Here is a 23,608-nt window from a genome sequence, read left to right as displayed (position 1 = left end):
TTCAAATACCGTTGCGCAGGCTGAGATCTTCGGGGTGCGGCTGTAGATAGGCCTGGTTGGCCACATAGCGATCCGGATGCCGGCGGAAATGATGTTTGAGCAGCGTCAGCGGCACCACCAGCGGCACGGTGCCTTCGCGGTATTGAGTGATCAGGCGTTGAAGCTCCTGCTTGTCTTCGCTGCCAAGCTCGTTTTTGAGATGGCCGCTCAGGTGCTGTAGCACGTTGCCGTGGGTACCGCGCGATGCGGTCTTTTTGAGCCCAGCCATCAACTGGCTGAAGTAGGGCGGGGCGAATTCAGCCAACGGCGCGTTGCCGATGGTCGCCACCAACCGGCCGAGCGCCTTGTATTGCAGCGGATCGGTCGCCATCAGTTGGTATTTGTAGCGCGAGTGGAAATCGACCACTGCCTTTCGAGTCAGGCCATCCTTCAATAGGCGCTGCCATTCGGCGTAGGCAAAAATTCGAGTAAGAAAATTTTCTCGCAACACTGGGTCGTTGAGCCTGCCGTCCTCTTCGATGGGCAGATCTGGCCGTGCCTCCATCAAGGCACGGGCGAACAGACCCGAGCCGCCACCCTCGGTCGGGTGGCCGTTGGCCTGGTAAACCTTGACCCGTTCCATGCCGCAAGAAGGGGATTTTTGCATGAGGATGTAGCCGCTGATGTCGTCCAGTTCGATCGAGATGTGTTTGGCGTAGGTGGTCAAAGCGTCGCTGACGTCCAGTTCGGGGTGCACTGTGCCGACAGCGCGAGGGTTGGCCGGATCGCCAACCAGCCGGATCGGTTCGCGCGGCGTACCCAGGCCGATGGCCACTTCCGGGCAGATCGGCACGAATTCGAAATGGCGAGCCAGCGTTTCGCTGCACAGACGCGACTCCTTGTGCCCGCCATTGAAGCGCACCGGTTTGCCGAGCAGACAGGCGCTGATGCCGATTTTGATAATGGAACGCGAGGTGGTGGTCATGGATAGACCTCTATTTGCCTTGTACAAAAAATAGTATTCGTACAACAATGAGGCCATCATAGACGCGCAGTTATACAAGTCAATGAAGCTGTAAAAGTAAGCGGCAAATCTTCTGCACGTTCAGCAGCGTTCGTTTGTTAGAGCGCCGCGTTGGGTTTGCCTCCGGTCTTTGTCAATTCGCTGCGCTCGTTTGCCATGCGGCGCCGTCGCCGCCGCGTCAGACCAAGTGGAAGGAAACGGTCAGGATTTCCTTGTTGCCGGTGTCTGTAGGCTACGCTTTTAGCCAATAAGCTATACAGCGCTGGGCATCTCTGCGCAGCGCACCGGTCTGACCCAGCCGTCCGTGACGAACGATACGAGGTGACCGCCATGAATATATTGCTGACAGGAGGAACTGGTCTGATCGGGCGAAAGCTATGCAGTGATTGGCTGGCTCAAGGGCACAACCTGTGGGTATGGAGTCGGTCACCCGAGCAGGTCGCCGAGCGATGCGGTGAACGGGTGACGGGCGTGGGTCAACTGCACGAGCTCGATCAGATGCCGCTGGATGCGGTAGTCAATCTGGCTGGCGCACCGATCGCCGATCGCCCGTGGACCAAATCGCGACGCCTGTTGCTGTGGAACAGCCGCATCAATCTCACCGAGCAGCTGATCGATTGGCTGTCGGGGCGCGAGCAGAAACCGCAGGTGTTGATCTCCGGCTCGGCGGTCGGCTGGTACGGCGATGGAGGAGAGCGCGAGCTGACTGAAGACCACCCACCCGTCACGAATGATTTCGCCAGGCAGCTATGCAACGCCTGGGAGGAGAGTGCCGTTCGTGCACAGAGTCTCGGGATCCGTGTTGTGTTGGTGCGTACCGGCCTGGTGCTGGCTCGCGAGGGCGGATTCCTGCAGCGTCTGATGCCATTGTTTCGGCTTGGATTGGGCGGGCGACAGGGCAACGGTCGCCAATGGATGCCCTGGGTTCATATGGATGATCAGATTGCCCTGATAGATTTTCTGTTACAGCAGCCCGAGGCGAGCGGCCCCTACAATGCCTGCGCGCCGCAACCGGTACGCAATGCCGAGTTCGCCAAGGCGCTGGGGCGCAGCTTGGGGCGACCGGCCGTATTGCCGGTCCCGGCGCTGGTATTGAAGGCCGGTCTGGGCGAGCTGTCCGGGCTGATTCTCGGTGGACAGAGGGCCGTGCCGATGCGATTGGAAACTGCCGGTTTTCGGTTTCGCTTCGTCGAGCTGGATGCGGCACTGGCGGACCTGCGCAAGCCGTAGTCGCTGTGTGAAAATACGCTGCTGGCCAATAGGTTGCGGCTGATCCTTAAAATAAGTAGTCAGGAATATGCATGACTGAGCAGGCGTTGTTGTTGGTCAACCTGGGTTCACCGGCGTCCACCGAGGTGGACGACGTTCGCAGCTATCTCAACCAGTTTCTGATGGATCCTCACGTCGTCGACCTGCCGTGGCCGATTCGTCGGCTGCTGGTGTCGCTGATCCTGATCAAGCGTCCGGCGCAGTCGGCGCACGCCTATGCCTCGATCTGGTGGCCGGAAGGTTCGCCGCTGGTAGTGCTTAGTCAACGCTTGACCGATGCGGTACGTCCTCATTGGAAGGACGGGCCGGTGGAACTGGCGATGCGTTACGGCGAGCCGTCCATCGAGCGCGCGCTGGTCAAGCTGGCGGGGCAGGGCATCAAGCAGGTGACGTTCGCGCCGTTGTATCCACAGTTTGCCGACAGCACCACGACCACCGCGATCGAAGAGGCGCGCCGGGTCATTCGCGACAAGCGCCTCGACATCAAGCTTTCGATCCTGCAGCCCTTTTACGACCAGCCTGAATACCTCGACGCGCTGGTCGACAGCGTGAAGCCGCACCTGGCGCAGGAGTTCGATCATCTGCTGCTGAGCTTTCACGGCTTGCCCGAACGGCACCTGCACAAGACCGATCCTACCGGCTCGCATTGCCTGAAAACCGACGACTGCTGCCAACGTGCCGAAGGCGCGGTGCTCGCCAGTTGCTACCGCGCACAATGTCTGCAGAGCAGCACCGCCTTTGCAGAGCGCGCCGGATTGCGCCCGGAGCAATGGTCGGTGTCTTTCCAGTCGCGCCTGGGCCGCGCCAAGTGGATCGAGCCTTATACCGAAGCGCACTTGGAAGCGTTGGCGGCGAAGGGCGTAAGAAAGCTACTGGTGATGTGCCCGGCTTTCGTCGCCGATTGCATAGAGACCCTGGAGGAAATTGGCGACCGCGGCCGCGAACAATTCATTGCAGCCGGGGGTCAAGAGCTGCAGCTGATTCCCTGCCTGAACACGCACGAGAGCTGGGTGCAGGCGCTGGTTACGCTGTGCCGTCGGGCCCCGCAGACGCTATAAAAGCCAGGCGCGGGCGGCGAATTAGTTCTTCAGGGCGGCGAGTTGGTCCTTGAGTCGCCGGACTTCGGCTTCCAGCTCGCGGACCCGCTGCTTGGCCTCGACTTCGGGGCTGACATCCTTCTGGATACCGATAAAGTAGGTCAACTGGTCCGCTTGGTTGAACACCGGCGTGATCGAAAGCTCGTTCCAGAATGCGCTGCCGTCCTTGCGGTAGTTACGGATGATCTGGCGACATGGCTTGTTGCTCCTCACGGCTTCGCGAATGGCCGCGATGCCCGTTTGGTTTCGGTCATCCGCCTGTAGAAAGCGGCAATCCTGGTAGAGGATTTCGTCCACTTCATAACCGGTCAGGCGCCGGAATGCCGGATTGGCATAGATGAGGATGTTGTCGTCGCCTTCCTGCTCGGCTACCACGATTCCATCGTTGGAAGCTTCGATTACCAGTTGCAGCAGCTTGGCATTGATCATTTGGATGTCTCTTGCTCGTTATCGCGGCATTTTAGAACAAGTTCGAAAGGGGGCGGCACGATGCTTTGTATCAACTGAATTGGCCGGTTGGTATGGCTTAAAGCGAGAGGAGTAGCCGCCGCTCGGGCGTACGCCAAGGTTTTGATTTCTACCTTGCACGCGCGGCCTATGCCTGCAGACCCTGAGCTACAATGCGTCAGTCCCTCTGTATGAGCCGCGCCGCGTCATGACCGAATTCGCCCGTGCTTCCACGCTGCTCTCTTCCGATTCGCTCAAGCGGGAAGAGCTGTTCCCCATTCGCGAAGTGTCGCGCCTGACCGGCGTCAATCCGGTCACTCTGCGAGCCTGGGAGCGACGCTACGGTCTGATTCAACCCACTCGCACCGAAAGCGGCCATCGTCTTTATTCCATGGCGGATATCGAAGCGGTACGCAGCATTCTGGCCTGGACCGAACGTGGCGTTGCGGTGAGCAAAGTGGGCAGCATCCTTTCACGTAGCGCCGCCACCAAGGCCGCCGCTCCACCGGAACAGCAGCAAGCGGTGGCCGGGGAGTGGGGTGAATGGCAGACGCAAGTGCAGCGTGCGGTGAGCCGTTTCGACGAGTCCCGGTTGGACCAGGTTTACGGGCAGATTTTTTCCACCTATCCGCTGCCGGTGGTCTTCCAGGACGTGTTGCTACCGTTATGGCAACAACTGTTGCTGCGTCAGGACGAATTTGGCCGGACCAGCGAATGGTTGTTCCTCGATACATTCTTGCGAGCCCGCGTGCTGCAGCGCTTGCAGCTAGCGCGTGGTCAGGCGGAGAGCCGAGTGCTGTTGGCCGCGGTACCTGGGCAGTGCCGTGAGTTGGAGTTGCTGATCGCTGGTCTGCTGCTCTCCAGCGAGGCTGTGGCGGTCAACGTATTGGCGCTCGGTCAGCCACTGGATGAGCTCACGCTGATCTGCGAAAAGGCTCGCCCGCGTGCCCTGGTGCTTTATTCCAATCTGCCGCCGAACGCAGGGCTGTTGCGCCAACTGGCCAAGCTCACGCTGGGACTCGATTGTCCGCTGGCGGTAGCCGGTGAAGCGGCAGAGTTTTCAGAGCAAAGCCTGCGCGGCTCACCAATCGCTTGCCTGGGTAATTCGGGCAAGCTGATGCAGCGCCGTCTGCTGCAATTCCTCGACGGGCATCTGGATACCTGAGTCGCGGTTGTCGCGAGGCTGCCTGGGTCATGCTTTAGCACCATTGTGTCGGGCACGGCTTGGCGCGATGCTGTTGGACCACCCGCCGGAACCACGATACCGCCATGCACCAGCCAACCGATCCTGCCCAGCGTCCGCCGCAAGTGCTACTGAAAAGTGGTTTGCGGGTGCGCCTGTTGCACCTTTCGCAAAGCGCGCAGGCGGCAGTTTTGGTACGGATTCATGCGGGCTCACATGACGAGCCCAAGGCTTACCCGGGGCTGGCCCATTTCTTTGAGCATCTTCTGTTTCTCGGTAGCCGCAACTATCCCGCCACGCAGAGCCTGATGCCTTTCGTTCAAGGCTGCGGTGGGCAGCTGAACGCATCGACTCGAGAACGGCATACCGACTATTTCTTTCAGCTTCCAGCCGACCAGCTCGAAGACGGTTTGCGGCGCCTGCTCGATATGCTCGCCTGTCCGCTGCTCGACCCAGCCGCGCAGTTGCGCGAGCGCGAGGTACTGCATGCCGAATATCGCGCCCGTGCGCAGGATGCCGAAACACTGTGCGATGCAGCATTGGGAAGCGCCTTCGATCTGGCACATCCATTCAGCGCGTTTCATGCGGGCAACCGCGACTCGCTGCCAGTAGAAGACGCGCTGTTTCAGCAGGCGCTGCACGATTATCACCAGCGGTTCTATCACAGCGGGCAGACGGAGTTGCTACTGGCCGGCCCGCAATCCGATATCGAGTTGCAGCGTCTCGCTACGCTGGCTGATGACTCGCTCGCCGCTGACGTTGCGATTGCCCGTGAGGCACCGCCGTTGTGCTGTAATCGCGAAAGCTGGCTTCGACTGCAATTGGAGAATGCCCAGCCGCGCCTGCATCTGGCCTTTGCGCTTGACGGGGTGCCCGAGCATGGCGTGCCGGCACTGGACCATCTATGTATGTGGATCACATCCGAAGCGCCTGCGGGGCTCGCCCAGCGGCTGCGTGATGAATACCTGTGTCAAGCGGTGAAGGCACGCGTGCCGTATTGGTATGCAGGGCAGGGCGTCGTAGTGATCGAACTGGCGCTGACCGATCGTGGGCTGCTTGAGCGTGCGGTGGTCGTCGATGCGCTGCTCGACTGGCTGCGCTTTTTTACCGACGCAGCGCGTTGGCAGCCGTGCCGCGAGGAATATTTGGTCATTCGCCGGCGAAGCCTGCAGGGCGCCGAGCCGCTGACGCGATTGCGGCATTGGGTCGAGCCGCTGGCCTGGAGCGACGACAACGACGAAGCGGCCACTCGTCATGCACTTGATGTGCTGTTGGGGCAGATGATCGCATCGGGACCGCTGGTCATGACGTCTGATTCCTCCGAATGCGAGCCGGTCGAATGCGGCGGCTTCCCCCTGCGTCTGGCATGCGAGCCACCGACGCGAGCAGCGCCGCTAGCGTGGCGCTGGCAGCAACCGTCGCCCAATCCGTGGTTGCGGACGTTCGCCACACGGCGAGAAGCGAGCCGTCTCGATCCCGCGCTGCGCTGGCTTGGGCCGGAAGCTACGGACGGGCAGGGGGCGCTTTTCTTGCGCTGGCAATTCATTGATGGCCAGCCGCCGGCTGGGCTCTGGCATGTGTTATGGGATGCGTTGCAGTCACGAATATGGGCGGCACAGCAGGCCGGCGTCGAGCTGCGTTTCGATGATCTGGGCGACAGCTGGACGCTGGGACTGAGCGGCTTCGCTGAGGCGATACCCACGATTCTTGGCGATATTTCGCAGCTGTTCGTTGAGCCGCCAGTTGCTTCCTTCGTTCAGGGCGCGCAGCTGGCCGAACGCGCCGGATCGCTTGGCGGCGACGACATGCTGATTCGCCAACTGATCAACCAGCTGCCGCGCCTGCTGGCGGGTACGAAACCGGACGTCGTCGAACGGGTGGCGCTGGAGCGCTCGGCAGTGTTTCAGCATTGGCAATCAGCGCAGTGGCAGGGATTGGCGATCGGTTTTCCGTCGGGCTTGAGCGGCCCGCTGGGCGATGCGGTCAAGACCTTACCGGGAACTCCCGCAGCAACGCCGAGCGCTGCGAGCGCACCATGGTCAAGCGATAGATGGCTTGATGTCAGCGGCGGGGCGACCATGGCCGAAACGGCATTTTTGCTGTTCTGTCCATTGCCAGATCGCGACCCCGGATGCGAGGCATCCTGGCGGTTGCTGGGACGGTTGATCGAAGGGGATTTTTTTCGCCGTCTGCGTAGCGAACTGCAGCTGGGTTATGCAGTTTTTAGTCGCTTCAGCCAGTTCGGCAGTCATTCAGGCATGCTCTTCGGCGTGCAATCCCCAACGGCCTCGGCTGTGGAAATCCTGGGCTACGTTCAGGACTTCCTTGACCATTTCGCCAAAAAACTGGCCGATCAACCTGCCGAGGACATCGAGCGCGCCGCCCAAGAACTGAGCGGCCGGCATGTTGCAGACTCGACCGATCTTCGCGCTCGGGCCGAACAAGCCTGGCAGAGCTGCCTGGCGGGTCATGACATCACCCACTCGACACAGGTCGCCATAGCCATGGGCACGCTGCGCTCCATGGACCTTGCGGCTGCCTTGGACGCTTTACGTAATGGCATTGGCGGCCGGGTCATCGTTGCCAACGCGACCGCACCGGACGCGCACTGGTCTTGCGAGTTGGCTTCCGGTGCGCGGTCTGATGGCGAAGCCGGATAGGGCCTCAAAGCCGGCGCCGCTTCCGTATCACGAAGGCGACCCACGGCGGAGCTCGGTCGCTATCCGCTAATGACAATATCGAGTGTGCCAATGCCTTGTACGCCGCCGCTCAGTCGATCGCCACGCTGTACGGGTCCGACGCCGGCCGGGGTGCCGGTCATGATCAGGTCTCCCGGTTCGAGAACGAACAGGCGCGACAGGTAAGCAATGACTTCCGATACCTGCCAGATCTGGGAAGCCAGATCGCCTTCCTGGCGGGTTTCGCCATTGATCTCGAGCCAGATACGTCCCTCAGTCGGATGGCCGATTTTCTCAGCCGGCACCAGCGCCGAGCAGGGCGCTGCATGATCGAAGCCTTTCGCGACCGCCCAGGGCCGGCCCATCTTCTTCGCTTCGGCTTGCAGGTCACGGCGGGTCATGTCCAGCCCCACGGCGTATCCATAGACGTGTTCGAGCGCCTGCTCGACCGGAATATCGGCGCCGCCGCGGCCAATGGCTACGACCATTTCAATCTCGTGATGAACGCTTTCGGTGCCCGGCGGATAGGGGAACACGCTGCCATCCGGCAGCAGGCTATCTGGATGTTTGGTGAAGAAGAACGGCGGCTCGCGGTCTGGGTCGTGGCCCATTTCACGAGCGTGCTCGGCGTAGTTACGGCCGACGCAGTACACGCGTCGCACCGGGAAGCGCTGGTCGCTGTCCGCGATGGCGAGGCTGGGGATGCTCGGGGTGAAAAGGTAGTCGTTCTGGTCAATCGAGTTCACGTTGCAGACTCCGGGTTCTTGTTACCGATGTTTATCGCCGCACCGCTGGTACGGCGCGACGAAATCATTCATTTGCGTTGCGGCACGCTTCCCGCCTCGTCCAGGCTGCGCAGAAAGTCGAAATCGCAGCCGCTATCCGCCTGTGTCACGGTTTCGAGGAAAAGCTTACGGTAACCGCGACCGTCTCCTTCTCGCGGTTCGGGGAGTTTGGCGGCATCACGTCGGCGCGTCAGCTCCTCGTCGCTGACCAGCAGGTCCAGGGCGCGATCGGCCACGCTCAGGCGCAGGCGATCACCGCTTTCGATCAGCGCAAGTGGCCCGCCAACGGCCGCCTCGGGCGTGACGTGCAGGATGATGGTGCCGCCCGCCGTGCCGCTCATACGACCATCGGAGATGCGCACCATGTCTTTCACACCGGCGCGCGCCAGCTTGCGCGGAATCGGGATATAGCCGGCTTCGGGCATGCCAGGCGCGCCTTTCGGGCCAATATTTTTCAATACGAGGATGTCGTCGGCATTCACGTCGAGGTCCGGATCGTCGATGCGCTGAGCCAGATCCTCCAGGCCATCGAAGACCACCACTCGGCCTTCATGTTCCATCAGCTCGGCACTGGCGGCGGACTGCTTGATGATCGCGCCGTCCGGCGCCAGGTTGCCGCGCAAAAATGCGATGCCGCCCTGCGGATAGATGGGGTTATCCAATGGGCGCACCACCTCCTGCGGGAACGCGGCGATGTCATCGAGCTCTTCGCCCAGCGTGCGTCCGGTGACGGTCAGTGCGTCGAGGTGCAGGAAGGGCCGCAGCTCGCGCAGCACGGGTGCCAGGCCGCCGGCCTTGTGCAGGTCTTCCATGTAGTGCGTACCGGACGGCTTGAGATTGACCAGCACCGGGATGTTGCGGCCGAGTGCATCGACCTGGTCCATGTCGATACGGATGCCGCAGCGGCCGGCGATCGCTGACAAGTGCACGATGGCATTGGTCGATCCGCCGATGGCGAGCAATACCATCAGCGCGTTTTCGAAGGCTTTCTCGGTGAGAATCCGGTCCGGCGTCATGCCCGCCTGAATCATCGCAACCGCCTGCGTGCCGGTGCGCTCGGCAATGCGGATGCGGTCGGCAGTGACCGCCGGTGGCGTGGCGCCGCCTGGCAGCATCATGCCCAGCGCTTCGGTGACGCAGGCCATGGTGCTGGCGGTGCCCATGACCGAGCAGGTGCCGACGCTGGCCACCAATTGGTCGTTGACCTCGGTGATTTCCTGCTGGTCGATCTCATCGCCGCGGTACATGCCCCAGAAGCGCCGGCAGTCGGTACAGGCACCGACCCGTACGCCCCGGTGCGAGCCGGTCAGCATCGAGCCACTGACCAGCTGGATGGCCGGCACACCGGCGCTGGCGGCGCCCATCAGCTGAGCGGGCACGGTCTTGTCGCAGCCGCCGATCAGTACTACCGCATCGATCGGCAGGGCGCGGATCATTTCCTCGGTATCCATGGACATGAGGTTGCGCAGAAACATGCTGTTGGGATGAGCGAAACTTTCGTGGATCGAGATCGTGGGAAAATCCACGGGCAACCCACCGGCCAGCATCACCCCGCGCTTGACCGCTTCGATCAGCTGCGGCGCGTTGCCGTGACACGGATTGAAACCGCTGCCGGTATTGGTGATGCCGACGATCGGCCGCGACAGGGCATCATCCGAGTAGCCGGCGCCCTTGATGAAGGCCTTGCGCAGGAACAGCGAGAACTCCGCATCGCCATAGTTGGTGAGCCCTTTACGCATGCCTTGCGCCGCGTTGTTTACCGAGTTGCCGTTGTTCTTGTTCATGGGCGTTTCCTCTCGATGGGGTGGCGGCGCCGAAGCAACCGGCACGTCATGCACGCTATGAGGCGTGCTGTTGATTCATGTGGCAGGCGCCGGACCGGAGCTGGCGCGAACGATCAATTCCGTGGTGGTCTCGATTGGCCCCTTAGGGGACTTACCCGTCAGCGCGTCGAGTAGGTAAGCGCCCGCATACGCGCCTATCTGCGCCAGCTCCACGCGGGTGGTGGTCAGCGGCGGTGACATGTACTTGGCGTAATCGAAGTCGTTGAAGCCGACCACCGAAATATCTTCGGGCACACGAACGCCCAGGTTCTTGGCGGCCAGCAGTGCGCCGAACGCCAGGAGATCGTTGGCACAAATGACGGCAGTGGGGCGGGTCGGGCCGCGCAGCAGACGCTGCATGGCCACGATCGCGCTTTCAAGCGTAAGGTCAGCCGCCACGCGCCATTGAGCGGGCAGGTCCAACCCCTCTTCGGCGAGACGCGCCTGGGTGCCTGCGATCCGGTCACCGACACGGTCGTTGAACGATCGCTCGTTGACGATCATGGCGAATTTGCGGTGCCCCAGGGAAAGCAGATGTTCGACCATCTGCCGCGCCACGACGACGTTGTCGAAGCCAACGCTGGGGCGATCGCTGTCCTGCGACCAGGCCTGGACGCAGGGAATTCGCTTGCGGTCGATCAGATCCCACATCTTCGGATCATGGGAGCGGCCGACGACCATCAGCGCGTCCACGCCATGCTCCAGCATGGTCTGCACTTCCTTCAGCTCAACTTGCGCATCGAAGCCGAAACTGGCGACAAGCAGGGTGTAGCCGGCCTCATGAACCGTCTGCTGAAAGGCTGCGAGCGGGCGGGAAAACGTTTCTGTCGCCAGCGTCGGGACGACTGCTCCGATGGTCATGCTGCGCCGTGACGCCAACGTTCTGGCTGCCGCGTTAAGCACATAACCGAGCTCGTTGCAGGCGCGCTGCACAGCTTGACGTTTGTCGTCGCTGACCGTCGCGCTGCCGTTGATCACCCGCGATACCGTAGCCGTCGACACACCTGCCAGTCGGGCAACGTCTTGCAGGCTGGCACGTGACAGCAATGATGAAAAGCCAGGTACCGAATCATCCATTTCCGTGTCCTTCTGATTGGCCGCTGAGCAAATGTTGTTTGACATTAGGAAAAACCGAAACTAAGTTTTTGTAAACGCTTACATCGCATTATTTTACAAATGTAAGCGATTACATAGCTGCTGTAGCTCCCACAAAATGCTCTGAAACGTAGGCGACCAGGGCATTAGCGACAGGGAATGAAAGCGCTTACATCGACTTCGAGATGAGGAAAAACAATGCCGATAATCAGCTCCATCTCTGTTTGCGCAGCCCGCGTGCCGCTGGATCGAGTCACGTCATTCTCCAATCGCACGGTTCATGCCCGTGACTACGGTCTGGTGAAAGTGACGTCGGTGGATGGCGTGACCGGCATCGGCTTCTGCTACGTCGGCAGTGCCGGGGGCGAGCTGCTGCCGATTGCGGTGGAAAAGCTTTTGGCTCCAGTACTGCTCGGCCGTGATTCGCTGGATGTCGAGGCGCTGTGGCGGGAGATGTATCAGGAGGCACTGCTGCAGGGCCGCGCTGGCGTCGTCATGCGCGCCATCAGCATCCTCGACACCGCGCTCTGGGATCTCAATGCGCGCAGTGCCGGCTTGCCGTTGCACCGTTACCTCGGTGCGGCCAGCGCCGATCGCGTGCCGGCCTACGCCAGCGGTGGTTACTACCTCGATGGCAAGACGCCCGATCTGCTCGGCGAAGAAATGGCGCATTACGTGTCGCTCGGCTTCAAGGCAGTGAAGATGAAAACTGGCCGCCTCTCGCCGAAGGAAGAAGAGGCGCGAGTCGCAGCCGCACGCGAAGCCATCGGTCCCGATGTCGAACTGATGCTGGACGTCAACAACGGCTGGAGCGACGTCACCGAGGCGCTGCAGTACGTGCGCCGCTTCGAGCGCTACAACCCGGCCTTCGTCGAGGAGCCGTTCCTGGTCGACGACATCGACAGCCACGCACGCCTGGCGCGGGCTACGTCGATTCCGATCGCCACCGGCGAGGTGGAGGTCGGGCGCTGGCGGCACAAGGAGCTCTTGGACAAGGGGGGCGCCGCCATTCTGCAGACCGATGCGGTGGTCTGTGGCGGCATCACCGAGTGGCGGCGAATCGCCGCGATGGCGGCCGGCTACGGCGTGCCCATGTATCCGCACTGGTTCCACGATGTACACGCACCGCTGGTAGCCGCCACGCCGAACGCGCGCTATGTGGAGTTCTTTTGGGACGACCAAGTCCTCAATTTCCGTCGTCTGATCGACCGCCAACTGCAGCAGCAGGATGGTTATATCCAACTGCACAAGGGCGCGGGACTGGGCTTCGATTTCGATGAACAGGCCGTTGCGCGCTATTCGATCGCCGCAACCGGCAGCCAGCCGTGGATGGCTCTGGAGAACAATCGATGAGGAGGTAAACCGCTGGACTCATGAAGGGGTGTTGGCGCTCCGTTGCACCCCTTCGGCCCCAACCAGGTTCGATTCGCAACAAACAACATAAACCAACAAGAAATGTGGAGTTAGCGAAATGAAGATCAACAAGACACTGTCCGCTGCCGTCCTGACTACCGTTACGGCGTTTTCCATTCCCTTTGCCGCCCACGCGGAATACGTCGCCGGTGATGAAGTCGCCGTGTTGCAGGGCTTCAAGCCGGGCGGCGGTAGCGACGTGCTGGCGCAACTGGTGCAGCCGTACCTCACCAAGAGTCTGGGTGCCAATTTCGTCAACGAATACATCCCGGGCGCGACCGGTGCAATCGCCTGGACGCGTCTGGCCAAGCAGTCGAAGAAAGACGGCACGGTGATCAGCATCACCAACACGCCCATGCTGATGACCAACTACATCATGAACGACGCGATCACCTACAACATCGATGACCTGACCCCAATCGCCAACGTAGTCACCGACTCGGGCATTGCGGTCGTGGCCAAAGACAGCCCCTACAACACCATCGAGGACCTGCTTGCGGCTGCCAAAGAAAAGCCAGGCCGTATAACCGTCGGCAACTCCGGCGTGGGCGGTGATGATTTCTTCACCACGCTGGTGATCGAGAAGGCCACTGGTCTTTCTTTCCAGAAGGTGCCGTTCCAGGGCGATGGCCCCTCGGCCACCGCGGCCATGGGCAACAAGATCGATGTCAGCTTCAACAACGTCGGCAACGTCTACAGCCAGATCAAGAGCGGTAACCTCAAAGCGTTGGCGGTGTTTGCGGACAAGCGTTTCGAGAGCCTGCCCGACGTGCCGACCCTGAAAGAGAAGGGCATCGATGTGGTCGCCGGCTCTTCGCGCGGCTACAGCGCGCCGGCCGGTATTCCCGACGAGGCGCGTGACCAGTTGATCGCCGCCTTCGAGGCGCTGAAGAGCGATCCGGCCTTCCTCGCAGATGCCAAGAAGCGCGCGCTGAACATCGACATCGTTACCGGCGATGCCTACGGCGAGATGTTCGAGGGCATGGAGAAGGAGTTCCAGGGCATCTGGAGTGAAGTCGGCGGTAAACAACAGTGAAGCCATCCGCCGGACTGAACGAGGGGAGATGCCGATGAACAAGAACAGGCTGGTACTCGGGCTCTTTGGTATGGCTCTGGCGGCGGCATTTTTCACTAACGCGAAGGACTATCCAGAGGCTGCTGCGCAGATGCCGCTGATCTACTCCGTGACAGTGGCGCTGCTCTCGCTGGCGATCGTGTGTTCGGAACTGTTGCGCTGGCGTGCGGCGGGGCGGAGCGAAGCTCCGCCGACGATCGCCGCCGACGAAGTGACGGCCCCGCCGCGCTATGCGGTGACGGCCCTCGTTTTCGTCCTGGCGATTGCATACGTCGCGGCCATCACCACGCTCGGCTATGTGTTATCGACCGTGTTGTTCATGGGCGTGGCGCTGTTGCTGATCCGTACTGTCTCGATGCGCTTCGCGATGATCGGCACGGTGGTGCTGGTGGCAGTGGTATGCCTGGTGTTCGTGCAGTTTCTGGGACTTCCCATACCGCTGTTGCCATCGGCGATCGCCTGATCGCTCCCTTCCATTTTCGACGAGGCTTTTTCCGTGGAAAGTTCGATCGTCATGACAGGGTTGGTCAACGTACTGACCCTGGCTAACTTCGCTGCCATTTTTGGCGGCATCCTGCTTGGGCTGTTTGTCGGCGCCATGCCGGGACTTTCCGCCACCATGGCGCTGGCCCTGCTATTGCCGCTGACCTTCAGCATGGATACCGCGACCGGCCTGAGCATGCTCGCCTCGCTCTATGTCGGCGCCTCGTACGGCGGCTCTATCGCTGCGATCCTGTTGCGCACGCCGGGCACTCCCTCGGCCGCCGCGACGGTGCTCGACGGCTATCCGATGTCGCAGCAGGGCCAGGCGGGCAAGGCACTGGGGATTTCCCTGTTCGCCTCCTTTATCGGCGGCACCATCAGCGGCATCGCGTTGCTGATGGCGGCTCCGCTGCTTGGCAGCATCGTGGTCGAGTTCGGCCCGATCGAGCTGTTCTCCATTGCCGTGCTTGGCATCACCATCATTGGCTCGCTGGCGCAGGGATCGGTGATCAACGGACTGTTTTCCGGTGCTGTCGGGTTGCTGGTGAGCACCGTGGGGATGGACCTGATGACCGGCACGCCGCGCATGGCGTTCGGCAACATCAATCTGTTCTCCGGTATCAGCTTTACTGTGGCGTTGATCGGCCTGTTCTCGATACCCCAGGCGCTGTCGCTGATCGAGAACTCACACGGCGCCGCCAAGGTCGCCAGCCGCATCACCGACCGGCTGATTCCCAAGCTTTCGGAACTGAAGACGTTGATGCCCAACATCCTCCGTTCCAGCGGAATCGGCATCGTGGTCGGCCTGATCCCAGGCACCGGCGGTGATACCGCAAGCTGGTTCGCCTACAACGAGGCCAAGCGCTTCGCCAAGGATAAGAGTCGTTTCGGCAATGGCGATCCGGCCGGGGTCGCGGCGCCCGAGGCGGCGAACAACGCGGTAGTCGGTGGGGCGCTGATTCCTACCATCGCCCTGGGTATTCCCGGCAGTTCCGCCACCGCGATCCTGCTCGGGGCGCTGATGGTGCAGGGCATCCTGCCCGGCCCGAATCTGCTGAGCGATTACGGCGATGTCACCTACACCCTGATCTGGGCTGTGATCTTCGCCAACATCGGCCTGCTCGGCGTTGGCCTGATGTTCACTAAGGCCAGCGTGGCGGTCACCCGTATCCCGGATGGCTTCGTCGCGTGCGCGATCATCGCGTTGTGCATCATCGGCGCCTATGCGCTCAACAACAGCCTGTTCGAGGTGGGCTTGATGCTCGGCTTCGGGCTGTTCGGCTACTGGCTGGCCAAGGCCGGCGTATCGCCGGCACCGATGGTCATCGGATTGATCCTCGGGCCCGTGATGGAAAACGCCTTCCATCAATCGATGCTCATCGGCAACGGCGATTACCGCATCTTCCTGACCAGCCCGATCGCCGTGGTGCTGCTGTCCATCGCGTTGCTCTCGATATTGCAGGCGACGCCGGTATTCCGCTGGCTACTTGCACCCCTGCGCCGGCGTACCCGGCTGGCCTGAAATCACACCGGCAGCCCGCTTGGGCTGCCGAAATACCTGAACAGAAAGGAAAAACCATGAGCCAAACCATGGGTCGTGTCTGGTCCCCGGTGATCACACCCTTCACGGCGGAGCTCGCGCCTGATGGGGAACGCTTCGTTGCACAGTGCCGCTGGCTGCTCGACAACGACGTCGGGCTGGCGGTGTTCGGTACCAACTCGGAGGCCAACTCGCTTTCGGTCGAGGAGAAGATTGGGTTACTCGATTTTCTGATCGAGAACGGTATTCCGGCCGAGCGTCTGATGCCGGGCACTGGCGCCTGCGCGCTGCCCGATACGGTGGCGCAGACTCGTCATGCGGTCGCCAAGGGCGTGGAAGGCGTGCTGATGCTGCCGCCGTTCTACTACAAGGGCGTTTCCGACGAAGGTTTGTTCCGCTATTTCAGCGAGGTGATCGAGCGAGTCGGCGATGACCGCCTGCGCATCTACCTCTATCACATCCCACCGGTCTCTCAGGTACCGCTCTCGCTGGCGTTGATCGAGCGCCTGCTCAAGGCCTATCCGAACAACGTGGTCGGGGTGAAAGACAGTTCCGGTGATTGGTCCAACACGCTGGCGATGATCGACAGCTTCAGCGCCGACGGTTTCCAGGTCTATGCCGGCAGCGAGCACTTTCTGCTACAGACCCTGCGTGCCGGCGGTGCCGGGTGCATCAGCGCCACCGCCAACGTCAATCCGGGGCCGATCGCCGCGCTTGCAAAGACCTGGCACGCGGCGAATGCCGACGATCAGCAGGCCGAGCTGACAGGCACTCGAAAGCTGTTCGAGCGTTTCCCGATGATTCCGGCTCTCAAGGCCGCTACCGCACGCTACAGTGACGTCGAGCAATGGTCTCGGCTGCGCCCGCCACTGGTAGAACTCAACGAACAGCAGCGTGATGAGCTTTTCGCGCTGCTCGACGACGCCAGCTTCGACATGCCCGGCCTCAAGCAAAGCTGACCATGGAGTTACAGATGCCCAAGAAACGAATCGTTGCCCTGCGCCGCTTGAAGGAGGCGCACCTGCAACGCTTGCGCGAAGCTTTCGATGTCGCCTACTTCGAAGAGCCGGAGCTTCAGCCCGACGCGGTCGCCGCCGCGCTGCGCCAGGCGCATGGTCTGATCGGCGGCAAGTTGCAAGTCACCTCGGCACTACTCGACGAGGCACCGGAGCTGGAAGCCATCGCCACTATCTCGGTGGGCTACGACAACCTGCCGGTGGCCGAGTTGAGTCGTCGCGGCATCCTGCTGACCAATACCCCGGATGTGCTTACCGAAACCACCGCGGACACCGGATTCATGCTGATCATGGCCAGCGCCCGGCGCCTGGTCGAGCTGGCCAATATGGTGCGCGAGGGCCGCTGGACACAGCACGTGGGCGAGCCGCATTTTGGTCACGACGTGCATGGCAAGACCCTCGGCCTGGTCGGGCTCGGGCGCATCGGCCGAGCCATCGCTCGTCGCGCGCTTGGCTTCAACATGCGCGTGCTGTACAGCAATGCGTCGCCCAAGCCCGAACTGGAAACCGAGTGGGGCCTTCAGCACCGCACTTTCGAACAGTTGCTGGCCGAGTCGGACTTCGTCTGCCTCACAGTGCCACTCACCGAGCAGACCAAACACCTGGTCGGCTACGAGCAGTGCCGGGCGATGAAACGTTCGGCCTTTCTGATCAACGTCGCCCGCGGGCAGGTGGTCGACGAGGCGGGTCTGATCCAGGCGCTCGAGGCGGGCCTGATCGCCGGAGCTGGGCTCGATGTTTTCGAGCAGGAACCAGTCTCTGCCCACTCGCCGCTGCTGCGTATGAATAACGTGGTGACCCTGCCGCACATCGGCTCGGCCACGCATGAGACCCGTGAAGCCATGGCCAACTGCGCGGTAGAGAATATCTGTCAGGCCTTGTATGGCGAACGACCCCGGGATCTGGTCAATCCGGAGGCCCGCCCGAGCGGGTTTCCACAACCACAGCAGGAACAACCCGTACATGCCAAGTAACCCTTCGCGACGCTTGGCGTCGATCTTGAACCTGCACGACCTCGACCGCGCGGCGAAACGCCATCTACCGCGGCCGATCTATGGATACATCGCCAATGTGGCCGAAGACGGTCACACCGCCAGGGCCAATCGCAGCGCCTTCGACGCCTATTCGCTTCTGCCGCGTGCACTGGTTGACGTCTCGAACATTTCGCTCGAAACCGAACTGTTCGGCCAGCGCTACGCCTTGCCGATCGGCATCGCGCCGATGGGCATCAGCGCGCTGTCGGCCTACCGCGGCGACCTGGTTCAGGCGCAGGCGGCGGCCAAGGCGGGCATCCCGATGATCCTCAGTGGCAGCTCGCTGATCCCCATGGAAGATGTGCTCAACAATGGCAAGACGGACTGGTTCCAGGCCTACCTGCCCGGTGATCACGCCAGCATCGAGGCGCTGATCGAACGCATCCGCAATGCCGGCTTCGACAAGCTTGTAATCACCGTCGATTACCCCGTACCGCCAAACAGCGATAACAACACCCGCTCGGGCTTCTGTTCGCCGCTGCGTCCCAGCCTCCGTCTCGCCTATGACGGGTTGATACGACCCCGCTGGTTGTTCGGAACCTTTCTGCGCACGCTGATGAACCACGGAATGCCACATTTCGAAAACAACTACGCAACGCGCGGCATCGCGATAATTTCACGTAACGTGAAGCGTGATTTTTCTGGCCGTACCCACCTCAACTGGAGCTATCTTGAACTTGTTCGGAGGCTTTGGCCGGGCAAGCTGGTGGTCAAGGGGATTCTCCATCCGGACGATGCGCGCAAGGCCCGCGACATTGGAGCCGATGCGCTCATTGTGTCCAACCACGGCGGGCGTCAACTCGACGGCACCCTCTCGGCGCTGGAAGCGTTGCCTGGTGTTGTCGAGGCGGTAAATGGTCTTCCCGTGATGGTCGATAGCGGCTTCCGGCGCGGGACGGATGTGTTGAAAGCATTGGCGCTGGGGGCGCGCATGGTGTTCATTGGTCGGCCGTTCAATTACGCCGCGGCCTATGCGGGCGAGGCGGGTGTATCCCATGCAATCGAGCTGCTAGGTGCCGAATTGCAGCGTGACATGGCGTTGCTGGGGCTGACGCGGATCGAGGACGTAACCCAGCACTGCCTGGTGAATAACAAAAATAAAAGCTAGATCGGTATCGGAGGGCTTATGGGACGCGGATTCCTGTCAGGGCTGTGGGACGTGGAGGCCGCCATTTACGCGGGGCCTCCTCCCGTGGAGGACCGTTACCAGCTCGGTGCGCATGGAGCTGAAGTCGTATTGAGCGCCGCGCGCGCCGAGGCTGAACGTAATGGGTGGGCGGTATCGATCGCTATCGTCGATTCAACGGGAGAGCCGCTCGGGCTTGTTAAGCTGGACGGCAGCCCGCCGGACAGTGCCCGATGCGCGATTAAAAAGGCCCAACAAGTCACGGCTGTCGAGCAATGCGGCCTGATGGACGATGCACGACTGACGACTCATCCGCAGCACCTGAAAGCTTCCACAGAAGCCATACCCCTCTACGTCGATGACCGATGCATCGGTGCGGTTGGCGTCCACGGAGCCCATCGGAGCGAGGCTGCGCAAGTGGCCTATGCAGGTGCGAAGGCGGCTGAATAGGAATGTTGGGTATGAAGCTCCGGCTCAACCCAGCGCCCCTTGCGCATCCCTTTCAAGCCTCTCGCATCCTCGGATGTATGAAGAACCAGACCGCCAGCGGCGCGGCGATGGTGATGACGCATAGGCCCAGTATCGTTATCGCAGTGGGTAGCCCGTAATGGTCGGCGATCCAGCCGACGGCGATCAGAGGAAGAATGCTGCCGACATAACCGCATACCAGATAAGTCGAGATCAGCCCTGACCGTTGTGTCGGGCTGGCGATGCGGTTGACCATGCTTATGCCCGCCAACAGACACATGCCATGACTCGCCGCCGCCGCGCAAACGCCGATCATGAAGATGCCTGGCGAGCCGATCCTGAAGTTGAAAAGCAGCATGGCGTTGCTCATGACAACCGCCAGCAGACCGAGAAGGCCGCACCAACGCACACTCATTTTCGCGGACAGCAGCTGCACCATCGCCGAAGCCAGCAAGATGACGCCGATCGCCGTGCCGCTCACGATCGGTCCGTGCCAGGGCACCATTGTGTCGAGGAACAGCGGGGCCATCGAAGCGTAGATTCCAAAGACGCCAAACGCGAAAAACGGGCAGGCACAAGTCAGCACGAAAGCCAACGAATCGCGGCGGGCAGCCCAGGTCAGGCGCGGCATGAATGCGCGCCATTTGTTCGGCGCGACAGCATTGCTGGAGTCGTTGCTCACCTTGATCCGCATCAGCGCATAAGCGGCGAGAACGCCTAGCAACAACGAAGGTATATAGGTGACGACCAGTGGATAGGGCAGCCACTGCCCGATGATTCCGCCGGTTATCGGACCCAGGCCAAAACCGAAGGCGAGCAGGAAGCTGGTGATCATCGATATCCGCTGAGAAGCGCCGTCGCGAGAGATCTGTACCAGCCCCACCGAAGCACTGGTGACAATCAAACTGGAAGACAGACCGACAGCAAAGCGGCCGATATCCAAAATCGGCAGATTCCAGGCGATCATCGTCAGCAGTGTGCCGCCCCATCCGAGCAGCAACCCCGTCATCATCACCGGACGAAAACCCAGCGTATCCGACAGACGCCCCATGAACAGCAACCCGAACAGCGCCCCCAGCATATACACGACGTAGATCATTGAAATATCGCTGGTACGCAGCTGCCAGGCTTGCTGATAGAGGGGGTACAGCGGTGATATCAGGGCCGTGCCCATCACGCCCACGCACATGGCGAAGCACACCCAGGGAAACGGGGCCCACGTCTCTTTCATTTCAAATGCCTGTACTGGATAGGGTGTTGCGGCTCATGAAGCCTGCAACCGATAGCTGCCTACTGTATCGGCTTGCAGTCATGTGTCGCAATTTGCGCCGTGATTACCTGCCCATAAACGCGGGTTGTATGCCTTGGCTGTGCTTAACGTGGAGCCAGCTGGTCGCTACGTGGTAATAAATTGGGATTGGCGCGACGGCGGTGGCGCTTGTGATGGGTTTGCTGTGTGCCGTGCTGATCACTCAGATGATCGTCGGCCCGCTGCAGCGCGTGGTCTCCCTTGCGCGTCGTGTGGCCGAAGGGGATCTGTCCGAGAACCTCACGGTTGATCGCCGTGACGAGCTGGGTCAGTTGATGCAGGCCATGCAGCAAATGACCGAGAATCTACGCGCGCTGATGACCCGGCTCTCGGATGGCATCGCCCAGCTTGCCACTGCTGCGGAGGAAATGTCCGCGGTGACCGAACAGACCAGTGTCGGCGTGGGGCAGCAGAAGCTCGAGACCGATCAGGTGGCTACCGCGATGAACGAAATGACGGCTACGGTCCAGGACGTTGCGCGCAATGCCGAGTCGGCAGCGCATTCGGCAGCCTCGGCTGATGTCCAGGCACAACAGGGGCACTCGGTGGTTCGGCAGACCATTGAACGCATCGAGGAGCTGGCCCGTTCCATCGAGAACTCGGCCGAATCGATCGAGCGGCTGAAACACGACAGCAGCGGCATCGGAAGCGTGCTGGGTGTGATCAAAAGTATCGCCGACCAGACCAACCTGCTCGCACTAAACGCCGCCATCGAGGCGGCCCGTGCAGGCGAGGCTGGCCGAGGCTTCGCAGTAGTGGCTGACGAAGTGCGTGCACTGGCGCGACGCACCCAGGAATCCATATTGGAAATCGAACAACTGATCGGGGCGCTGCAGAATGGCGCCGAAAGCGCGGTTGAGGTCATGGGCAAGAGCTGTGGCCTGGCAGACCAGACGGTCGAGGCGGCGCAATTGGCCGGAGAAGCGCTCAATGCGATCAATGCCGCGGTATCGAGCATCCAGCAGATGAACCAGCAGATTGCGACCGCTTCGGAGCAGCAGAGCGCCGTTGCGGAGGAAATCAATCGCAGCGTTTCGAACATTCGCGACGTGGCCGATCAATCTGCTGCTGCCACTGAGCAGACGTCCGCGGCCAGCGCCGACCTCGCTCGGTTGGGCAGCGAATTGCAGTCGCAGGTCGGCCGGTTCCGCCTCGTCTGAAGTGCTGGTCGGCACAGCCAAGGCGCCGGTGATCCAGACCGTGTGAAAACGTAGCGAGCGAAGGTTAGGCAAGGCAAAAACAGGCGAGGAAGCGGACTGGGCTCGCATCCGAGCCTGTTTTTAACGCGGCATAACCGAGCGCAGTAATTTTTCACACAGTCTGGATCGGCGCCTTTTTTTATTCCGGCAAGTGCGGCGCGCTTACCTCGGTTGCCCCCTCGCTGTAATGCAACGCGGCCTTCGGGTCGCGTTTTTTATCCCTACGACAGACCAGCTATCGCACACGCCGAACTCCAATACCCGCAAGTGCCTCAGATTCAGCACGACCCGTGTTTCATGAGGATTTGCCGATGCCCCAATTGTTAGAACCCGTCCAACTGAAGCAGCTGCGTCTGCGCAACCGCGCCGTGCTCGCACCGATGACGCGTGTCAGTGCTGAATCGAACGGCTGCCCCAATGAGTTGATGCGCGACTATTACCAGGCGTTCGCACGGGGCGGCTTCGGGCTACTGATCACCGAAGGTACTTACACCGATACGGCATACAGCCAGGGCTATTTCAATCAACCCGGGCTGGCGACAGAAGACCAGCGCGACAGCTGGGTGCCCATTGTCAGCGCCGTACACGAAGACGGCGCCGCGATCATCGCGCAGCTGATGCACGGTGGCGCGCAGACTCAGGGCAACATCCACCATGCGCGCCATGTCGCGCCTTCCGCTGTTCAGCCCGGCGGCCGGCAGCTGAGTTTCTACGGCGGCGAGGGACCCTACGCGACACCGGCGGAAATGACCGAGACCGAAATTCAGGAAGCCATTGCCGGGTTCGTCCAGGCTGCGCGACACGCGCATGATGCCGGGTTCGATGGTGTCGAACTGCACGCTGCCAATGGCTATCTTTTGCATGAATTCATCACCGCCGAATTCAATAAGCGCACCGATCGCTGGGGTGGCGATTTCAAGGCCCGGCTGGCCTTGCCGCTTGAGGTCATTCGCGTCGTGCGAGAGGCCGTTGGCGCGGATTTCGTCGTTGGCATGCGGCTGTCGCAGGGAATGGTCACTGACAGCCGATTGAAGTGGGACGGTGGCGTCGATGCGGCGCGTTATCGGCTCTCGACGCTGGCTTCGGCCGGCCTGGACTACCTCCACGTCACTGAATACGACGCCAGCGCACCTGCTTTCGACGAGGGGGCGAGCCTGGCCGCCATTGCGAAGAGCAGCGTGACCATTCCGGTCATGGTCAACGGCGGCATCGGCACCGAGGCGCAGGCTCGAGCGTTGCTGGATAACGGCGAGGCGGATCTGTTGGTGATCGGCAAGGCAGCGCTTGCCAACCACGATTGGCCGATCCGCATTCAGCAAGGCGTAGAGTTGACGGAATTCAATTACGACATGTTCTCGCCGATGGCAACGCTCACCAATGAGCTCGGCTGGCGTGGCACCCACGGCCGTTCGGCTACTCGGCAACCCTGACAGGCGGTCGCGAGCTTCTGTTACGCGGCGTTGCGGGCAACGACGATGAGGCACTACCAACGCGGAGCGCTGTCTCCTTACAAAGTACCATTCCGCTTTTAGCGAATCAGGGTGCTTAATGGGACGTCGGAATAT

General features: G+C 61.4%; 19 protein-coding genes and 1 pseudogene. 14 read left to right on the top strand and 6 right to left on the bottom strand.

Annotated features, from left to right (window positions below):
* Position 1: 1 nt before the first annotated feature.
* The gene (locus AC2LD7_RS19415) at positions 2–964 is read right to left on the bottom strand and encodes a YbgA family protein (RefSeq protein WP_484599312.1); all 963 of its coding nucleotides are present in this window, start codon (positions 962–964) and stop codon (positions 2–4) included.
* Between the two features lie 369 nt (positions 965–1,333).
* On the opposite strand from AC2LD7_RS19415, the gene AC2LD7_RS19410 reads away from it, so the two are divergent.
* Positions 1,334–2,233 (top strand): TIGR01777 family oxidoreductase, encoded by a 900-nt coding sequence (locus AC2LD7_RS19410; RefSeq protein WP_484599311.1) that lies wholly within the window; start codon positions 1,334–1,336, stop codon positions 2,231–2,233.
* A gap of 71 nt (positions 2,234–2,304) precedes the next feature.
* Complete coding sequence (gene hemH, locus AC2LD7_RS19405) at positions 2,305–3,330, top strand: ferrochelatase (protein ID WP_484599310.1); 1,026 nt, start codon at positions 2,305–2,307, stop codon at positions 3,328–3,330.
* A 21-nt stretch (positions 3,331–3,351) separates the two neighbouring features.
* On the opposite strand, the gene AC2LD7_RS19400 is transcribed toward hemH, so the two are convergent.
* Positions 3,352–3,798: a PAS domain-containing protein gene (locus AC2LD7_RS19400; protein ID WP_484599309.1), complete on the bottom strand. Its 447-nt coding sequence runs from the start codon at positions 3,796–3,798 to the stop codon at positions 3,352–3,354.
* A 226-nt stretch (positions 3,799–4,024) separates the two neighbouring features.
* Between AC2LD7_RS19400 and AC2LD7_RS19395 the strand changes: the two genes are divergently transcribed.
* Together AC2LD7_RS19395 and pqqF are read left to right on the top strand one after the other, a co-directional pair.
* On the top strand, positions 4,025–4,981 hold the full coding sequence (locus AC2LD7_RS19395) for a MerR family transcriptional regulator (RefSeq protein ID WP_484599308.1): 957 nt from the start codon (positions 4,025–4,027) through the stop codon (positions 4,979–4,981).
* Positions 4,982–5,085: 104 nt separating this feature from the next.
* Entirely contained in the window at positions 5,086–7,659 is a 2,574-nt protein-coding gene (gene pqqF / locus AC2LD7_RS19390) for a pyrroloquinoline quinone biosynthesis protein PqqF (protein WP_484599307.1), read from the top strand.
* Positions 7,660–7,718: 59 nt separating this feature from the next.
* Here the strand turns inward: pqqF and AC2LD7_RS19385 are convergent, their stop codons facing one another.
* The 3 genes from AC2LD7_RS19385 to AC2LD7_RS19375 form a co-directional block, all read right to left on the bottom strand.
* Positions 7,719–8,423 (bottom strand): fumarylacetoacetate hydrolase family protein, encoded by a 705-nt coding sequence (locus tag AC2LD7_RS19385; RefSeq protein ID WP_484599306.1) that lies wholly within the window; start codon positions 8,421–8,423, stop codon positions 7,719–7,721.
* Positions 8,424–8,491: 68 nt separating this feature from the next.
* Complete coding sequence (locus AC2LD7_RS19380; RefSeq protein WP_484599305.1) at positions 8,492–10,246, bottom strand: IlvD/Edd family dehydratase; 1,755 nt, start codon at positions 10,244–10,246, stop codon at positions 8,492–8,494.
* A gap of 75 nt (positions 10,247–10,321) precedes the next feature.
* A complete protein-coding gene (locus AC2LD7_RS19375) occupies positions 10,322–11,362 on the bottom strand; it encodes a LacI family DNA-binding transcriptional regulator (RefSeq protein WP_484599304.1) in 1,041 nt (346 codons plus the stop codon).
* 216 nt (positions 11,363–11,578) lie between these two features.
* On the opposite strand from AC2LD7_RS19375, the gene AC2LD7_RS19370 reads away from it, so the two are divergent.
* The 8 genes from AC2LD7_RS19370 to AC2LD7_RS19335 all read left to right on the top strand — a co-directional run bounded on the left by AC2LD7_RS19370 (position 11,579) and on the right by AC2LD7_RS19335 (position 19,517).
* The gene (locus AC2LD7_RS19370) at positions 11,579–12,733 is read left to right on the top strand and encodes a mandelate racemase/muconate lactonizing enzyme family protein (protein ID WP_484599303.1); all 1,155 of its coding nucleotides are present in this window, start codon (positions 11,579–11,581) and stop codon (positions 12,731–12,733) included.
* A 118-nt stretch (positions 12,734–12,851) separates the two neighbouring features.
* Positions 12,852–13,829 (top strand): tripartite tricarboxylate transporter substrate binding protein, encoded by a 978-nt coding sequence (locus tag AC2LD7_RS19365; RefSeq protein ID WP_484599302.1) that lies wholly within the window; start codon positions 12,852–12,854, stop codon positions 13,827–13,829.
* 34 nt (positions 13,830–13,863) lie between these two features.
* Positions 13,864–14,331 carry a tripartite tricarboxylate transporter TctB family protein gene (locus AC2LD7_RS19360; protein ID WP_484599301.1) on the top strand — a complete coding sequence of 156 codons (468 nt, stop codon included), beginning with the start codon at positions 13,864–13,866 and terminating at the stop codon, positions 14,329–14,331.
* Between the two features lie 33 nt (positions 14,332–14,364).
* Entirely contained in the window at positions 14,365–15,873 is a 1,509-nt protein-coding gene (locus AC2LD7_RS19355) for a tripartite tricarboxylate transporter permease (protein ID WP_484599300.1), read from the top strand.
* A 56-nt stretch (positions 15,874–15,929) separates the two neighbouring features.
* Positions 15,930–16,850: a dihydrodipicolinate synthase family protein gene (locus AC2LD7_RS19350; RefSeq protein WP_484599299.1), complete on the top strand. Its 921-nt coding sequence runs from the start codon at positions 15,930–15,932 to the stop codon at positions 16,848–16,850.
* Between the two features lie 14 nt (positions 16,851–16,864).
* Complete coding sequence (locus AC2LD7_RS19345; RefSeq protein ID WP_484599298.1) at positions 16,865–17,881, top strand: 2-hydroxyacid dehydrogenase; 1,017 nt, start codon at positions 16,865–16,867, stop codon at positions 17,879–17,881.
* Positions 17,882–17,906: 25 nt separating this feature from the next.
* A complete protein-coding gene (locus AC2LD7_RS19340) occupies positions 17,907–19,049 on the top strand; it encodes an alpha-hydroxy acid oxidase (RefSeq protein ID WP_484599297.1) in 1,143 nt (380 codons plus the stop codon).
* Positions 19,050–19,067: 18 nt separating this feature from the next.
* Positions 19,068–19,517: a GlcG/HbpS family heme-binding protein gene (locus tag AC2LD7_RS19335; protein ID WP_484599296.1), complete on the top strand. Its 450-nt coding sequence runs from the start codon at positions 19,068–19,070 to the stop codon at positions 19,515–19,517.
* Positions 19,518–19,569: 52 nt separating this feature from the next.
* On the opposite strand, the gene AC2LD7_RS19330 is transcribed toward AC2LD7_RS19335, so the two are convergent.
* Positions 19,570–20,766, bottom strand: a complete 1,197-nt coding sequence (locus AC2LD7_RS19330; protein ID WP_484599295.1) for an MFS transporter — start codon at positions 20,764–20,766, stop codon at positions 19,570–19,572.
* Between the two features lie 191 nt (positions 20,767–20,957).
* Here AC2LD7_RS19330 and AC2LD7_RS19325 point away from each other — a divergent pair.
* Together AC2LD7_RS19325 and AC2LD7_RS19320 are read left to right on the top strand one after the other, a co-directional pair.
* Positions 20,958–22,004, top strand: a pseudogene (locus tag AC2LD7_RS19325) (methyl-accepting chemotaxis protein); the annotation flags it as partial.
* Positions 22,005–22,354: 350 nt separating this feature from the next.
* The gene (locus tag AC2LD7_RS19320; protein WP_484599294.1) at positions 22,355–23,473 is read left to right on the top strand and encodes an oxidoreductase; all 1,119 of its coding nucleotides are present in this window, start codon (positions 22,355–22,357) and stop codon (positions 23,471–23,473) included.
* Positions 23,474–23,608 lie beyond the last annotated feature (135 nt).

This window comes from Stutzerimonas sp. (assembly GCF_982611455.1).
The sequence above is the reverse complement of the archived record's forward strand: the minus strand, read 5'-3'. Positions and strand labels throughout refer to the sequence as shown.

Bases quoted from the DNA above. Each gene is read 5' to 3' on its own strand.
- AC2LD7_RS19415 (WP_484599312.1), bottom strand. From the start codon at position 964: ATGACCACCACCTCGCGTTCCATTATCAAAATCGGCATCAGCGCCTGT.
- AC2LD7_RS19410 (WP_484599311.1), top strand. From the start codon at position 1,334: ATGAATATATTGCTGACAGGAGGAACTGGTCTGATCGGGCGAAAGCTA.
- hemH (WP_484599310.1), top strand. From the start codon at position 2,305: ATGACTGAGCAGGCGTTGTTGTTGGTCAACCTGGGTTCACCGGCGTCC.
- AC2LD7_RS19400 (WP_484599309.1), bottom strand. From the start codon at position 3,798: ATGATCAATGCCAAGCTGCTGCAACTGGTAATCGAAGCTTCCAACGAT.
- AC2LD7_RS19395 (WP_484599308.1), top strand. From the start codon at position 4,025: ATGACCGAATTCGCCCGTGCTTCCACGCTGCTCTCTTCCGATTCGCTC.
- pqqF (WP_484599307.1), top strand. From the start codon at position 5,086: ATGCACCAGCCAACCGATCCTGCCCAGCGTCCGCCGCAAGTGCTACTG.
- AC2LD7_RS19380 (WP_484599305.1), bottom strand. From the start codon at position 10,246: ATGAACAAGAACAACGGCAACTCGGTAAACAACGCGGCGCAAGGCATG.
- AC2LD7_RS19375 (WP_484599304.1), bottom strand. From the start codon at position 11,362: ATGGATGATTCGGTACCTGGCTTTTCATCATTGCTGTCACGTGCCAGC.
- AC2LD7_RS19370 (WP_484599303.1), top strand. From the start codon at position 11,579: ATGCCGATAATCAGCTCCATCTCTGTTTGCGCAGCCCGCGTGCCGCTG.
- AC2LD7_RS19365 (WP_484599302.1), top strand. From the start codon at position 12,852: ATGAAGATCAACAAGACACTGTCCGCTGCCGTCCTGACTACCGTTACG.
- AC2LD7_RS19360 (WP_484599301.1), top strand. From the start codon at position 13,864: ATGAACAAGAACAGGCTGGTACTCGGGCTCTTTGGTATGGCTCTGGCG.
- AC2LD7_RS19350 (WP_484599299.1), top strand. From the start codon at position 15,930: ATGAGCCAAACCATGGGTCGTGTCTGGTCCCCGGTGATCACACCCTTC.
- AC2LD7_RS19345 (WP_484599298.1), top strand. From the start codon at position 16,865: ATGCCCAAGAAACGAATCGTTGCCCTGCGCCGCTTGAAGGAGGCGCAC.
- AC2LD7_RS19335 (WP_484599296.1), top strand. From the start codon at position 19,068: ATGGGACGCGGATTCCTGTCAGGGCTGTGGGACGTGGAGGCCGCCATT.
- AC2LD7_RS19330 (WP_484599295.1), bottom strand. From the start codon at position 20,766: ATGAAAGAGACGTGGGCCCCGTTTCCCTGGGTGTGCTTCGCCATGTGC.
- AC2LD7_RS19320 (WP_484599294.1), top strand. From the start codon at position 22,355: ATGCCCCAATTGTTAGAACCCGTCCAACTGAAGCAGCTGCGTCTGCGC.